This window comes from Pseudomonas sp. Irchel s3a10 (genome assembly GCF_900187525.1).
Lineage (GTDB): Bacteria > Pseudomonadota > Gammaproteobacteria > Pseudomonadales > Pseudomonadaceae > Aquipseudomonas > Aquipseudomonas koreensis_G.
Window position 1 is genome coordinate 272924 of sequence record NZ_FYDR01000004.1, and the last position, 14142, is coordinate 287065.

Here is a 14142-nt window from a genome sequence, read left to right on the forward strand (position 1 = left end):
CCGCGTCAGGCTTATTCAGCGAGATCCTGCTCCTCAATGGTCTGGGTGTGGTTGGTGAATACACAGATGTCGCCGGCAATACCGAGGGCGGTTTCGACGATCTCACGGGCCGACAGGTCGGTCTTTTTCAACAGCGCGCTGGCCGCAGCTTGCGCGTAGGCGCCGCCGGAGCCCATGGCGATCAGGCCGTCTTCGGGTTCGACCACGTCACCGTTGCCGGTGATGATCAGCGAGGCGTCCTTGTTGGCGACCGCGAGCATGGCTTCGAGGCGGCTCAGGGAGCGGTCGGTGCGCCATTCTTTGGCGAGTTCGACAGCGGCGCGGATCAGGTGGCCCTGATGTTTCTCAAGTTGGCCTTCGAAACGTTCGAACAGAGTGAAGGCGTCGGCGGTGGCACCGGCGAAACCGGCGATGACCTGGCCGTGGTACAGACGACGCACCTTTTTGGCGTTGCCTTTCATCACGGTGTTGCCGAGAGAAACCTGGCCGTCGCCGCCCATGACGACTTTGCCGTGGCGGCGGACTGAAACGATGGTGGTCAAGGGAAGAGTCTCCACGCAGCGGGGCGAAAATGCCTTATGCCCATTCATATGGGGGTGCTGGAGAGGATTTCAACCGGGGGCGGAGAGAGGAGACGAGCGGTGACCCACTGTAGGAGCTGCCGAAGGCTGCGATCTTTTGATCTTGATCTTGAAACAAAATCAAAAGATCGCAGCCTGCGGCAGCTCCTACAGGGGATTGGTGTTGCCTGTGGAAGCTGAATCAGCGGCTCTGGCGTTGTTGTAACAACAGGTTGCTGAAGCCGCTGCCGGCCAGTTGTTTCTGTGCGGTGGTCAGTTGCTCGCGATTGCTGAACGGGCCGACCAATACGCGGTACCAGGTTTCATCCTTCACCGTGCCCGACTCAACCGAAACGGCCTGGCCCAGCAGGATGATCTGCGCCCGCACCTTGTCCGCATCCGCCTCTTTGCGGAAGGATCCGGCCTGGAGGAAGAACTTGGTCACCGGCGCCGCTTTCGCCACCGGCGGCGCGGGTGGCGGGGTAATGCCCGACAGCGCAGCCTGCGCCCGCGCGGTGTCGATCTTCGCCGCTTCCGCCGGTGTGACCGGCGTGGTCGGCACTTGTGGCGTCGGCAGGGTTTTCTCCGGCACGGCATCCGGCGGCACGATCACTTCCGATTCCGGCAGCAGCGTGTAGAAGTCGTACTTCGGCTTCACCGGTTGCGTCGGGCTCGGCGGAGTCTTGTTGGCCTCAGCGATCTTCGACGCTTTCTGCTGTTGCGCCTGCTCGATTTTCTCGCGCTTGACCGTGTCGCTGCCCTTGCCCGGCTCCAGTTTCATCAGGAACACGATGAACGCACCGACCGTCAGGCCGATGGCCATCCACAGCCAGCCCGGGATCGGTTGCTTTGCAGGAGCTTGGTAACGGCTGGCGCCACGCTTGGGTGCAGGTTTTTTCTTGGCAGCCAACTTACATGCGCTCCAGAGTTTCCAGGCCCAGCAGCTCCAGGCCTTGCTTGAGAGTACGACCGGTCAGCGCGGCCAGACGCAGACGGCTCTGCATCTGGGCCGGCGTTTCGGCGGCGAGGATCGGGCAGTTCTCGTAGAAGCTGGAGAACAGACCGGCGACGTCATACAGATAGGTGCAGAGGATGTGCGGCGTGCCTTTTTCCGCGACGTTGTTCAGCACTTCGCCGAACTGCGCCAGCTTCGCCGCCAGCTCTTGCTCGTGCTCGGCTTCGAGGACGATCTGGCCGTCGACTTCGCTGAAGTCCTTGCCCAGTTTGCGGAACACACCGGCCACACGGGTGTAGGCGTACAGCAGGTATGGCGCGGTGTTGCCTTCGAAATTCAGCATCAGGTCGAAGTTGAAGCTGTAGTCGCTGGTGCGGTGCTTGGACAGGTCGGCGTATTTCACCGCACCGATGCCGACAACCTTGGCGATGTTGCGCAGTTCGTCTTCGGCCAGTGTCGGGTTCTTCTCTTTGACCAGGTTATAGGCACGTTCCTGCGCTTCGGTCAGCAGGTCGATCAGCTTCACGGTGCCGCCGTCACGGGTCTTGAACGGACGGCCGTCGGCGCCGTTCATGGTGCCGAAGCCCATGTGCTCCATTTCCATCGGATGGGTCACGAAACCGGCCTTGCGTGCCACGGCGAACACTTGCTGGAAGTGCAGGGCCTGACGCTGGTCGACGAAGTACAGTGCGCGGTCAGCCTTGAGCTTGCCGCTGCGGTAGCGCACGGCCGCCAGGTCAGTGGTGGCGTACAGGTAACCGCCGTCAGCCTTGACGATGATCACTGGCAGCGGATCGCCGTCGGCGTTCTTGAACTCGTCGAGGAACACGCACTGGGCGCCGTTGCTCTCGACCAGCATGCCAGCGGCTTTCAGGTCGTTGACCACGTTGATCAGGTCGTCGTTGTAGGCGCTTTCGCCCATCACGTCGGCCATGGTCAGTTTGACGTTGAGCAGTTCGTAGATTTTCTGGCAGTGCGACAGCGAGATGTCCTTGAACTTGGTCCACAGCGCCAGGCACTCGGCATCGCCGGCCTGCAGCTTGACCACCAGACCACGGGCGCGGTCGGCGAACTCTTCGGATTCGTCGAAACGCTGCTTGGCGGCGCGGTAGAAGTTTTCCAGGTCGGACAGCTCGTCGCTGGTGATCGGGTTTTCCTGCAGATACGCCATCAACATGCCGAACTGGGTGCCCCAGTCGCCCACGTGGTTCTGGCGGATCACTTCGTCGCCGAGGAATTCGAGAACGCGGGCCACGCCGTCGCCGATGATGGTCGAGCGCAAGTGGCCGACGTGCATCTCTTTGGCCAGGTTCGGTGCCGACAGGTCGACCACGGTGCGCTGCGCCGGGCCGGCCTTGCGCACGCCAACATGCGCGTCAGCCAGAGCGGCGTCGAGGCGCGAGGCGAGGGCCTGGGTGTTCTGGAAGAAATTGATGAAGCCTGGACCGGCGATTTCGGCCTTGGTGACGTTCTCGTCGGCCGGCAGCGCAGCGATGATTTTCTCCGCCAGATCGCGCGGCTTCATGCCCGCAGGCTTGGCCAGCATCATGGCGATGTTGCTGGCGAAGTCGCCGTGGGTCTTGTCACGGGCGTTCTCCACCTGAATCGCCGGCGACAGGCCTTCAGGCAACACACCTTCGTTGACGAGTTGGGTGAGGGCTTGTTGGATCAGCTGGCGAATGGTGTCTTTCATGGTCTTCTCTTTCGACCGCAAGCGCGGCGGCGCATCGATGCGCGGGTGGAAAAACTGGGCATTATCCGTTGCGAAGACGGGCTTGCCAACCTTAGCAGGCAGCTTATGGATATGTGGTGACAATTCGGGCCTCTTCGCGAGCAAGCCCGCTCCCACAATGGATCAGCGGCGTTCATTTGTCTGGCTCATACCCTGTGGGAGCGGGCTTGCTCGCGAAGGCGATTTTCAGATCAATACAGATCCACGGGATCGACATCCAGCGACCAGCGCACCGCCCGCCCGCTCGGCATCTGCTCCAGCTCCAGCAACCAGTTGGCGAGCAACCGATGCAGCGGTGCCCGCGCGGCCGCCTGCACCAACAACTGTGCACGATAGCGCCCGGCACGGCGCTCCATCGGCGCCGGCACCGGCCCGAGCAGTTCGATGCCGCTCAGATTCTGCTCGACCAGCAAGCGCTCGGCCGCGCTGCATGCCTCATCGAGAAAACCTTCGGCCTGCCCCGGTTTGTGCGCTTCGGCACGCAACAGCGCCAAGTGTGAAAACGGCGGCAGTCCGGCGGCACGGCGCTCGCTCAAGGCCTGCTCGGCAAAGGCGAAGTAGCCCTGCTCGGTCAGTTGCACCAACAAAGGATGGTCTGCCAGGTGGGTCTGGATGATCACTTTGCCCGGCTCTTCCGCCCGCCCGGCACGGCCGGCGACTTGTACGATCAATTGCGCCATCCGTTCGCTGGCGCGGAAGTCGCCGGAGAACAGGCCGCCGTCAGCATCCAGAATCGACACCAGTGTCACGCGAGGAAAATGGTGACCCTTGGCCAACATCTGGGTGCCGACCAGAATGCACGGCTGACCCTTCTGAATCGTCGCGAACAGTTGATTCATCGCGTCCTTGCGCGAGGTGCTGTCGCGGTCGACGCGCAGTACCGGGTAGTCCGGGAACAGAATCGCCAGGCGTTCCTCGGCGCGCTCGGTGCCGGCGCCGACCGGTCGCAAATCGACTTTGTTGCACTTGGGACACTGGCGCGGCGTGCGCTCGACGTTGCCACAGTGGTGGCAGCGCAGTTCGCCGTAGCGCTGGTGCACGGTCATTCGCGCATCGCAGCGCGAGCACTCGGACATCCAGCCGCAATCGTGGCACAGCAACGTCGGCGCAAAGCCGCGCCGGTTGAGGAATACCAGCACCTGCTGGCCCGCCGCGAGGGTCTGGCCGATGGCTTGTTGCATCGGCCCGGAAATGCCGCTGTCCAGCGGACGGCTTTTTACGTCCAGGCGCAGGAATCGTGGTTGTTTGGCGCCGCCGGCCCGCTCGTTGAGGCGCAGCAGGCCATAGCGACCGGTGTAGGCGTTGTGCAGGCTTTCCAGCGACGGCGTGGCGGAGCCGAGGACGATCGGGATGTTTTCCTGTCGCGCGCGCACCAGCGCCAGATCCCGGGCGTGGTAGCGCAGGCCTTCCTGCTGTTTATAGGAGCCGTCGTGCTCTTCGTCGATGATGATCAGCCCCGGGTTCTTCATCGGGGTGAACAGCGCCGAGCGGGTGCCGATAATAATGTCGGCCTCGCCGTCGCGGGCAGCGAGCCAGGCGTCGAGGCGCTCACGGTCGTTGACCGCCGAATGCAGCAGGGCGATACGCGCATTGAAGCGTTGCTCGAAACGCACCAGGGTCTGCGGGCCGAGGTTGATCTCCGGGATCAGCACCAGGGCCTGTTTGCCCGCCTCGAGGGTTTCGCGGATCAGCTGTAGATAGACTTCGGTCTTGCCGCTGCCCGTGACCCCGGCCAGCAGAAACGCGTGATAACTGTCGAACCCGGCGCGGATCGCTTCGTAAGCGGCGCGTTGTTCGGTGTTCAGCGGCAACTCCGGTTGCGCCAACCAGTGTTCATGGCGCACGCCGGGGGCGTGCCGGCGGATTTCCACTTGTACCAGGCCCTTGGCCAGCAGCAGGTCGAGGCTGTCCTTGCTCAGCATCAGCTTGCTCAACAACTGATGGGCGACGCCGTGCGGGTGCTGCGCCAGTGTCGCCAGTGCTTCACGCTGGCGCGGGGCGCGGGCGACGCGCGGATCATCGAGGCTGGCGCCGGGGGCAACTGACCAGAAGCGCTCCTGGCGCGCCTCGGCCAGTTCGCCCTGACGCAGCAGCACCGGCAGCGCCCAGCTCAAAGTGTCGCCGAGGCTGTGCTGGTAATACTGCGACGTCCACAGGCACAGCTTGAACAGTGCGGGCGGCAACGGCGGTTCGACATCGAGCAGGGCCAGCGCCGGCTTGAGTTTTTCCAGCGGCACGTCGCTGGTGTCGGTGATCTCGACCAGAATCCCGATCATTTCCCGTCGCCCGAACGGCACCCGCAGGCGCATGCCCGGCTGCAACTGGGCACGCAACACCCCGGCCGGCGCCCGATAGTCGAACAGGCGGCGCAGGGGCGAAGGCAGGGCGAGGCGCAGAATGGCGTCGGGCACGCGGGGGGATCTCTATCAACACAAAAGGAGGCTTGGCGCAGATCAATTGTGGGAGCGAGCTTGCTCGCGAACGCGGTGTTTCAGGCACGAAGTCATCACCTGGCACACCGCATTCGCGAGCAAGCTCGCTCCCACAGGGGAGTGCGTTCAAGCCCGGGAGCCTAGCAGACGGTCGGTCTCAGGGACAGCTTGCGCGATTGACATTGTCTGGTAGAATCCGCGGCCTAATTACGTGCGGTATTCAACAATAGTGTTGGGTGGCGGCACGCTAGCTGAGGAAGACATCATGAAAGCTGATATCCACCCGAATTACCCAGAAGTTGCAGTAACCTGCAGCTGCGGCAACAAGTTCGAAACCCGTTCGACCTTCGGCAAGGCCCTGGCGATCGACGTTTGCAACGAGTGCCACCCGTTCTACACCGGTAAGCAGAAGACTCTGGACACCGGTGGTCGCGTTCAGAAGTTCGCCGACCGTTTCGGTGCCTTCGGCGCCAAGAAGTAAGATTGGTCATTCTGGAAAACTTCGACGGTTTCTCCAGGCTGATGAAAAAGGCGTCCCTTGTGGGCGCCTTTTTTGTGTCCGCGATTTGGCTGTCCGCTGCCCAGGCGTTTTGCCCCACGCCTGCCGGCCTGAGCAGCGTCAGCGTCCAGCGCGTGGTCGATGGCGACACGCTACGCCTGAGCGATGGGCGCAGTGTGCGGATGATCGGTCTCAACACGCCGGAGCTGGGCAAGCAGGGTCGCAGTGACGAACCCTTCGCCGTGGCGGCACGTAAACGCCTTGAAGCCTTGGTGGCGGACAGCGGTGGCCGGGTCGGTTTGCAACCCGGCCAGCAGGCCAAAGACCATTACGGCCGCATCCTCGCGCATGTCTACAGCACCAACGGCACCAATCTTGAAGCGCAAATGCTCGCCGACGGCCTTGGATTTCAGGTGGCGGTGGCGCCGAATGTCGATCTTGTTGCCTGTCAGCAGGCGGCCGAACGCAGCGCCCGGCAGGCCGGTCGAGGCCTGTGGCGCCAGTCGCCTGTACTGAAAGCGGAGCAGATCCGCACTTCGGGTTTCGCCGTGGTCAGTGGGCGTGTGAGCAGGGTTCAGCGCAATCGCGGCGGAATCTGGATCGAGTTGCAGGACGCGGTTGTACTGCGCGTTGCACCCAATCTGGTCGGACAATTCGACAGCGCTCGGTTGCAGGCGCTGCAGGGCAGACAGATCGAGGCTCGCGGGTGGGTTGTCGATCGTTCGCGGCGTGGCGGGTTGAAACCGGGTCAGCCGCGTTGGCTGCTGCCATTGACCGATCCGTCGATGCTGCAAAGCACTCGCTGAAGAAAAATTGTAGACATTTTTTCTATCGATTGTGAACAGTCAAGCCCTTGTGCGCCGTGGCTCTTGGCCCAAAGTCGTAGGACAGGGCGCTTGACAGGGGTGACCGCTCAGTCTTGTGGGGACTTTGCGAGGCGCGTATCCTCGCTGACCAGTCTGTCCAACAGTAAAAAGCGGAATGCCAAAATGTCTGATCTGAAAACTGCCGCTCTCGAATATCATGCCAATCCTCGTCCAGGGAAGCTGAGTGTCGAGCTCACCAAGGCCACTGCTACCGCCCGCGACCTGTCGCTGGCCTACAGCCCCGGCGTAGCTGAACCAGTGCGTGAGATCGCCCGCGATCCTGAACTGGCCTACAAATACACCGGCAAGGGCAACCTGGTTGCAGTCATTTCCGATGGCACCGCGATTCTGGGCCTGGGTAACCTCGGCCCACTGGCCTCCAAGCCAGTGATGGAAGGTAAAGGCGTACTGTTCAAGCGCTTCGCCGGCATCGACGTGTTCGACATCGAAGTCGATTCCGAAAGCCCGCAAGCCTTCATCGACACCGTAAAACGCATCTCCATCACCTTCGGTGGCATCAACCTGGAAGACATCAAGGCGCCTGAGTGCTTTGAGATCGAGCGTGCTCTGATCGAGCAGTGCGACATTCCGGTATTCCACGATGACCAGCACGGCACCGCGATCGTGACCGCTGCGGGCATGATCAACGCCCTGGAAATCGCCGGCAAAACCCTGCCGGAAGCCAAGATCGTCTGCCTCGGCGCCGGCGCTGCGGCCATCTCCTGCATGAAGTTGCTGGTGAGCATGGGCGCAAAAATCGAAAACATCTTCATGGTTGACCGTACCGGCGTGATCCACTCCGGCCGTGATGACCTGAACCAGTACAAAGCCGTGTTCGCTCACGCCACCGACAAGCGCAGCCTGGCTGACGCTCTGAAAGGCGCTGACGTGTTCGTCGGTCTGTCCGGCCCGAATCTGCTGAGCGCTGAAGGCCTGCTGTCGATGGCGGCCAACCCGATCGTCTTCGCCTGCTCGAACCCGGATCCGGAAATCTCCCCGGAACTGGCGCACGCCACCCGCAGCGACGTGATCATGGCCACCGGTCGTTCCGACTACCCGAACCAGGTCAACAACGTACTGGGCTTCCCGTTCATCTTCCGTGGTGCCCTGGACGTTCGCGCCAAGCGCATCAACGAGGAAATGAAAGTGGCTGCGGCCAATGCCCTGCGCGAACTGGCCAAACTGCCAGTGCCACAGGACGTGTGTGACGCCTACGGTGGTGCGCCGCTGGAATTCGGTCGTGAGTACATCATTCCGAAGCCAATGGACAAGCGCCTGATCACCCTGATCTCCGACGCTGTGGCCAAGGCCGCGATCGAGACCGGTGTGGCGACCCTGCCGTATCCGAAGAACTACCCGCTGAAAAGCGTGGATGACGTGTTCAACGGCTAAGCCTTTGTAGCGCCTCAACCAGAAGCCCCGGCTCGTAATGAGTCGGGGCTTTTTTATGTCTGATATTTTTGTCGCGACTGGAATGGCGTCATCGCGAGCAGGCTCACTCCTACAGGGTTTGAGTTGTTCACTCTATCTATGCCGCACCTTGGCCCCTGTAGGAGTGAGCCTGCTCGCGATGAGGCCAGTGGTCTCACCACAAAACCAACAGGCAATAAAAAGCCCCGCACTTCAATCGAAGTCGGGGCTTTTTGCCAAGGCTGGATCAGAACAGATCGATCGGTGCCTGCTCATCCGCCGGCAGCGGACTGCCCGGTACGGCGCCGTTACCCAGTTCGTTCACCGAGGGCGGCGTGTCTTCGGACTTGAACAGTTCGAAGTACGCGCCCGGCGTGCTCGGGGTGGCGGCACGACCGCTGATCGGATCCACCCGCAGGCTGAGGATGCCTTCCGGCTCAGGCTGCACGTGCGGCGGCTTGTCCTTCAGTGCAGCCGACATGTAGTTCATCCAGATCGGCAGCGCTACGGTGCCGCCGAACTCGCGGCGACCGAGGCTTTCCGGCTGGTCGAAGCCGGTCCACACGGTGGTCACATAATCGGCGTTGTAACCGGAGAACCACGCATCCTTCGATTCGTTGGTGGTACCGGTCTTGCCGGCGATGTCGCTGCGACCCATGGCCAGAGCGCGACGACCGGTGCCGAGCTTGATCACGTCCTGCAGCATGCTGTTGAGGATGTACGTGGTGCGGCCATCGACGATCCGCTCAGCCACGGCCGGCGCTTGTGGCGCGGCGGCAGCGCCCGGTGCTTCACCCGGAACCGGAGCGGCGTTGACGGTGATCGGCTGAGACTCCGGCGCGGCAAGGCCATCGGTCGCCGAGCCACCCTGTGGCACGGTCGGCGGGTTGGCGACGAACAGCGTGTCGCCGTTGCGGCTTTCGATCTTGTCGATGATGTACGGGGTGATCTTGTAACCGCCGTTGGCGAAGGTGCTCCAGCCGGTAGCGATTTCCATCGGGGTCAGGGTCGCGGTGCCCAGTGCCAGCGACAGGTTCGGCGGCAGGTCCTGCTTGTTGAAGCCGAAACGGGTGATGTAGTCGATGGTCTTGCCCACACCCATCGCTTGCAACAGGCGGATCGACACCAGGTTACGCGACTTGTACAGCGCTTCGCGCAGACGGATCGGGCCGAGGAAGGTGTTGGTGTCGTTCTTCGGCCGCCAGACCTTGTCCAGGTACTCGTCGACGAACACGATCGGCGCGTCGTTGACTAGAGTCGCGGCGGTGTAACCGCTGTCCAGCGCAGCGCTGTAGACGAACGGTTTGAAGCTCGAACCCGGCTGACGCTTGGCCTGCAGGGCGCGGTTGTAATTGCTCTGCTCGAAGGCGAAACCACCGACCAGCGAGCGAATCGCGCCGTTCTGCGGATCCAGCGATACCAGCGCGCCTTGCGCCTGCGGAATCTGACTGAATTTCAGCGAATTGTTCGGCTGACGCTGCACGCGAATCAGATCGCCGACCTGCGCCACATCCGACGGTTGGCGCGGTGCGGCGCCCATGCTGTTGGTATTGAGGAACGGCCGCGCCCATTTCATGGTGTCCCAGGCGACGTGTTCTTCGCCGGTACGGGTCAGCACCTGCAGGCCATTCTTGTCGACCTGGGTGACGATCGCCGGTTCCAGACTGCTGATGGTGCGCTGCTTGGTCAGCTCGGTCGCCCATGCCTCGTGGGTCTTGCCCGGCAGGCGCGACTCGGGGCCACGGTAGCCGTGACGCTGGTCGTAAGTCATCAAGCCTTCGTGCAGCGCGGTGTTGGCCATTTCCTGCAGGTTGCTCGGCACCGTGGTGGTGACGCGGAAACCTTCGGTGTAAGCGTCGCTGCCATAGCGGCCGACCATTTCGGCACGGGCCATTTCGGCGATGTACGGCGCGTTCACTTCCGGGGTCGGCACGTGATAACTGGCGTTCAGCGGCTCGTTGATCGCGGCGGTGTAGTCGGCCTCGGAAATCTTCCCGAGCTTGTACATGCGGCCGAGAATCCAGTCACGGCGTTCCTTGCTGCGCGCCGGATTGGCCAGCGGGTTGAAGCGCGACGGGGCTTTCGGCAGGCCGGCGATCATCGCCATCTGCGCCAGGCTGACGTCGCGGATCGACTTGCCGTAATACACCTGCGCCGCCGCCTCGATGCCGTAGGCGCGGTTACCCAGATAAATCTTGTTCACGTACAACTCGAGGATCTCGTCCTTGGTCAGCTGCCGTTCGATCTGCAGGGCCAGAAGAATCTCGGTGGTTTTGCGCGAGAAGCTGCGTTCGCTGGTCAGGAAGAAGTTCTTCGCCACCTGCATGGTGATGGTGCTGCCGCCGGACTGAATGTGCCCGCTTTTCACCAGTTGGGTCGCGGCACGCATCAGGCTGCTCGGATCAACGCCATAGTGGTTGGCGAAATTGTCGTCTTCAGCACTTAGTAACGCATTAATGAAATTGGGCGGAATGTCGGCGAAACGGATCGGAGTACGGCGCATTTCGCCAAATTCTGCGATCAACTTGTTGTCGCTGCTGTAGACCCGCAGGGGAATCTGCAACTGAATGCTTCTCAGCGCCTCCACAGACGGCAAACCCGGACTAAGGTAAAGAAACGCGCCGCTGAGACCTAAAAGCAGTCCGCAGAAAACGGCGACGATGGACCAACCGAAAAATTTCAGCAGACGAATCAAGGCTTTTGGGCACCCAGGGCAAAGAATGAATGTGGCGACAGGGTTCCGGTTACACACAGAACGGCCCGCGCCGGCAGTAAAAAGCGGAAAAAAACGCTGGGCATTATAAGCACTTTTCTGCTGGGGGCGTCATTTGCGCTTCTGTCAAGACGGGGTGAAGGAACGCAATGCGTATTACAGAGTCCGTAACTCACGGAAAGTCATAGGGAATTGGTAGTGCTGGGACTCTTCAAGAAAAAGACCAATGCGTTGCTGGGGATCGACATCAGCTCCACTTCGGTGAAGCTGCTGGAACTGAGCCGTCAGGGCGACCGCTACCGGGTCGAGGCGTACGCGGTCGAACCGCTGCCGCCCAATGCCGTGGTCGAAAAGAACATCGCCGAACTCGAAGGCGTTGGCCAAGCCCTGAGTCGGGTGCTGGTCAAGGCGCGCACCGGGCTCAAGGGCGTGGCAGTTGCAGTGGCCGGCTCGGCGGTGATTACCAAAATCATCGAGATGGACGCCGGGCTTTCCGAAGACGAACTGGAAAACCAGCTCAGGCTCGAAGCCGACCAATACATTCCCTATCCACTGGACGAAGTCGCCATCGATTTCGAAGTCCAGGGTGTGTCGCCGCGCAACCCGGAGCGGGTCAACGTGCTGCTGGCCGCCTGTCGCAAGGAAAACGTTGAAGTGCGCGAAGCAGCGCTGGCGCTGGCCGGGCTGACCGCGCGGGTGGTCGATGTCGAAGCCTATGCGCTGGAGCGCTCGTTCGGCCTGCTTGCCACTCAGTTGGCGGCCTCGCAGGAACACCTGACCGTCGCCGTGGTGGACATCGGCGCGACCATGACCACCCTCAGCGTCCTGCACAACGGCCGCATCATCTATACCCGCGAGCAGCTGTTCGGTGGCCGGCAACTGACCGAGGAGATCCAGCGCCGCTACGGCCTGACCGTCGAGCAGGCCGGGCTGGCGAAAAAGCAGGGTGGTCTGCCGGATGATTATGTCAGCGAGGTGTTGCAGCCATTCCGTGACGCACTGGTGCAGCAAGTCTCGCGCTCGTTGCAGTTCTTCTTTGCCTCCGGGCAGTACAACGCGGTCGATCACATCCTGCTGGCCGGCGGCACGGCGTCGGTGCCGGGGCTGGATCGGCTGATCGAGCAGCGTCTGGGCACTCCGACCCAGGTCGCCAACCCGTTTTCCGAAATGGCCTTGAGCAGCAAGGTCAACGCCGGGGCTCTGGCCAGTGACGCGCCGGCCCTGATGATTGCCTGCGGGCTCGCGCTCAGGAGTTTCGACTGATGGCGCGGATCAACCTTCTCCCCTGGCGTGAGGAGCGCCGCGAAGAGCGGCGCAAACGCTTTCTGCTGATCCTGATCGGGGTGTTCGTCGGCTCGGTGGGTGCGGTGTTCATCGCCGATCAGATCGTCAGCACCGCCATCGAGCGGCAGGCGGCGCGTAATGACTACATCGGTAAACAGATTGCCGTGGTCGATGAACGGATCAAGCAGATCAGCGAGCTCAAGGCGCGGCGCCAGCAACTGGTCGAACGCATGCGCATCATCCAGGACTTGCAGGGCAACCGGCAGATCAGCGGACGGATCTTCGATCAACTGGCGCGCACGCTGCCGGACGGGGTGTATTTCACCAGCGTGAAACTGCTCGGCAAAACACTGTCGATCAGTGGCGCGGCGGAGTCGAACAATCGCGTCTCGGAGCTGATGCGCAATCTGGATGCCTCCGACTGGTTCGATGCGCCGAGCCTTAATGAAGTGAAAGCGACGACCGCCGGTCAGGTGGATCAGGCCAACGTCTTTCAGTTGACCGTGCGTCAGACCCAGCCTGCAGCTACGGAGGGCGACAAATGAAGCCGTCCGAATGGCTGCAAAGTCTGCGCAACATCGACTTCAATGATCTGGACACCAGCAATATCGGTTCCTGGCCGGCTGCGGTGAAAGCCATGGCGGGGGCGCTGCTGATGGTGCTGGTGTTGGCGTTTGGCTATAACTTTTTCATCAGTGACATGGAAAACCAGCTGGATGCCAAGCGTCAGGAAGAAGACACCTTGAAGGAGCAATTCGCCAGCAAGGCACGCATGGCTGCCAACCTGGAGCTGTACACCCAGCAGATGAAGGAGATGGAAAACACCTTCGGCGTGCTCCTGCGCCAATTGCCCAGCGACACCGAAGTCCCCGGGTTGCTGGAGGACATCACCCGCACCGGGTTGGGCAGTGGCCTCGAGTTCGAAGAAATCAAGCTGCTGTCGGAAGTCACCCAGCCGTTCTACATCGAGTTGCCGATCCAGATCACCGTCACCGGGGCTTACCACGACCTTGCGACCTTCGTCAGCGGCGTCGCCGGACTGCCACGGATCGTCACGTTGCACGATTTCGAACTGGCCCCGGCCAACCCCGACGGCGGGACGAAATTGCGCATGAGCATCCTCGCCAAGACTTACCGCTATAACGACAAGGGGCTGGATAAATGACCCCGAACCGTTATATCGCCCTGTCGATGCTGTTGCTCGGCCTCAATGGTTGCGGCAGCAGTGACGGGTTCAGCGACCTCGATGCCTACATGAACGAAGTGCGTCTGCGGCCGGCCGGCCGGATCGAGCCGACGCCGACGTTCCGTTCCTATCCCGCCTTTACCTACAGCGCGGCCAACCTGCGCAGCCCGTTCTCGCGCCAGGTTCGGGTCGATCTGGCCGGGCAGCAGCGCGGTTCGCGCAATGTCAAACCCGACCCCAACCGGGTCAAGCAATACCTCGAAGGTTTCAACATCGAGCAGTTTGAAATGGTCGGCACTATCTCCAATGCTTCCGGCTCGTTTGCTTTGCTGCGCGGGGCGGGTGCGGTGCATCGGTTGAAAGTCGGCGACTACCTGGGGCGTAACGACGGGCGCATTGTCGCCATCAGCGCCACTCAGGTCGATGTGGTCGAGATCGTGCCCGACGGCGAAGGCGCCTGGCTGGAACGTCCGCGCACCATTCCTTTGAAAGAGCACTCATAGTG

Annotated in this window: 12 protein-coding genes; 7 read left to right on the forward strand and 5 right to left on the reverse strand. The window is 61.9% G+C overall.

Features of this window, described 5'->3' with window-relative positions; all coding sequences use genetic code 11:
- Positions 1-11: 11 nt before the first annotated feature.
- From hslV to CKW11_RS14180, 4 genes are all read right to left on the reverse strand, one after another.
- Entirely contained in the window at positions 12-542 is a 531-nt protein-coding gene (hslV, locus tag CKW11_RS14165) for an ATP-dependent protease subunit HslV (RefSeq protein ID WP_007968352.1), read from the reverse strand.
- Positions 543-762: 220 nt separating this feature from the next.
- Positions 763-1470 carry an SPOR domain-containing protein gene (locus CKW11_RS14170; RefSeq protein WP_095138001.1) on the reverse strand — a complete coding sequence of 236 codons (708 nt, stop codon included), beginning with the start codon at positions 1468-1470 and terminating at the stop codon, positions 763-765.
- Between the two features lies 1 nt (position 1471).
- Positions 1472-3208, reverse strand: coding sequence for an arginine--tRNA ligase (gene argS, locus CKW11_RS14175; protein WP_095138002.1), 1737 nt, complete (start codon positions 3206-3208; stop codon positions 1472-1474).
- Between the two features lie 230 nt (positions 3209-3438).
- Positions 3439-5658, reverse strand: a complete 2220-nt coding sequence (locus tag CKW11_RS14180) for a primosomal protein N' (protein WP_095138003.1) — start codon at positions 5656-5658, stop codon at positions 3439-3441.
- Between the two features lie 286 nt (positions 5659-5944).
- On the opposite strand from CKW11_RS14180, the gene rpmE reads away from it, so the two are divergent.
- From rpmE to CKW11_RS14195, 3 genes are all read left to right on the forward strand, one after another.
- Positions 5945-6160, forward strand: a complete 216-nt coding sequence (gene rpmE, locus CKW11_RS14185) for a 50S ribosomal protein L31 (protein WP_007968345.1) — start codon at positions 5945-5947, stop codon at positions 6158-6160.
- 41 nt (positions 6161-6201) lie between these two features.
- Positions 6202-6984, forward strand: coding sequence for a thermonuclease family protein (locus CKW11_RS14190; RefSeq protein WP_095138245.1), 783 nt, complete (start codon positions 6202-6204; stop codon positions 6982-6984).
- 183 nt (positions 6985-7167) lie between these two features.
- Entirely contained in the window at positions 7168-8436 is a 1269-nt protein-coding gene (locus tag CKW11_RS14195) for a malic enzyme-like NAD(P)-binding protein (protein WP_003220889.1), read from the forward strand.
- A 265-nt stretch (positions 8437-8701) separates the two neighbouring features.
- Here CKW11_RS14195 and CKW11_RS14200 read toward each other — a convergent pair whose 3' ends face one another.
- Complete coding sequence (locus CKW11_RS14200; RefSeq protein WP_371917876.1) at positions 8702-11146, reverse strand: penicillin-binding protein 1A; 2445 nt, start codon at positions 11144-11146, stop codon at positions 8702-8704.
- Positions 11147-11365: 219 nt separating this feature from the next.
- Here CKW11_RS14200 and CKW11_RS14205 point away from each other — a divergent pair, with 219 nt between their 5' ends.
- The 4 genes from CKW11_RS14205 to CKW11_RS14220 are packed head-to-tail and all read left to right on the forward strand — an operon-like array spanning position 11366 to position 14140.
- Complete coding sequence (locus tag CKW11_RS14205; RefSeq protein ID WP_095138005.1) at positions 11366-12430, forward strand: pilus assembly protein PilM; 1065 nt, start codon at positions 11366-11368, stop codon at positions 12428-12430.
- The gene (locus CKW11_RS14210) at positions 12430-12996 is read left to right on the forward strand and encodes a PilN domain-containing protein (RefSeq protein WP_095138006.1); all 567 of its coding nucleotides are present in this window, start codon (positions 12430-12432) and stop codon (positions 12994-12996) included. The genes CKW11_RS14205 and CKW11_RS14210 overlap by 1 nt, the downstream gene beginning before the upstream one ends.
- Positions 12993-13616: a type 4a pilus biogenesis protein PilO gene (gene pilO, locus CKW11_RS14215; RefSeq protein ID WP_095138007.1), complete on the forward strand. Its 624-nt coding sequence runs from the start codon at positions 12993-12995 to the stop codon at positions 13614-13616. Before CKW11_RS14210 ends, pilO begins: the two co-directional genes overlap by 4 nt.
- A complete protein-coding gene (locus tag CKW11_RS14220; protein ID WP_095138008.1) occupies positions 13613-14140 on the forward strand; it encodes a pilus assembly protein PilP in 528 nt (175 codons plus the stop codon). The genes pilO and CKW11_RS14220 overlap by 4 nt, the downstream gene beginning before the upstream one ends.
- Positions 14141-14142 lie beyond the last annotated feature (2 nt).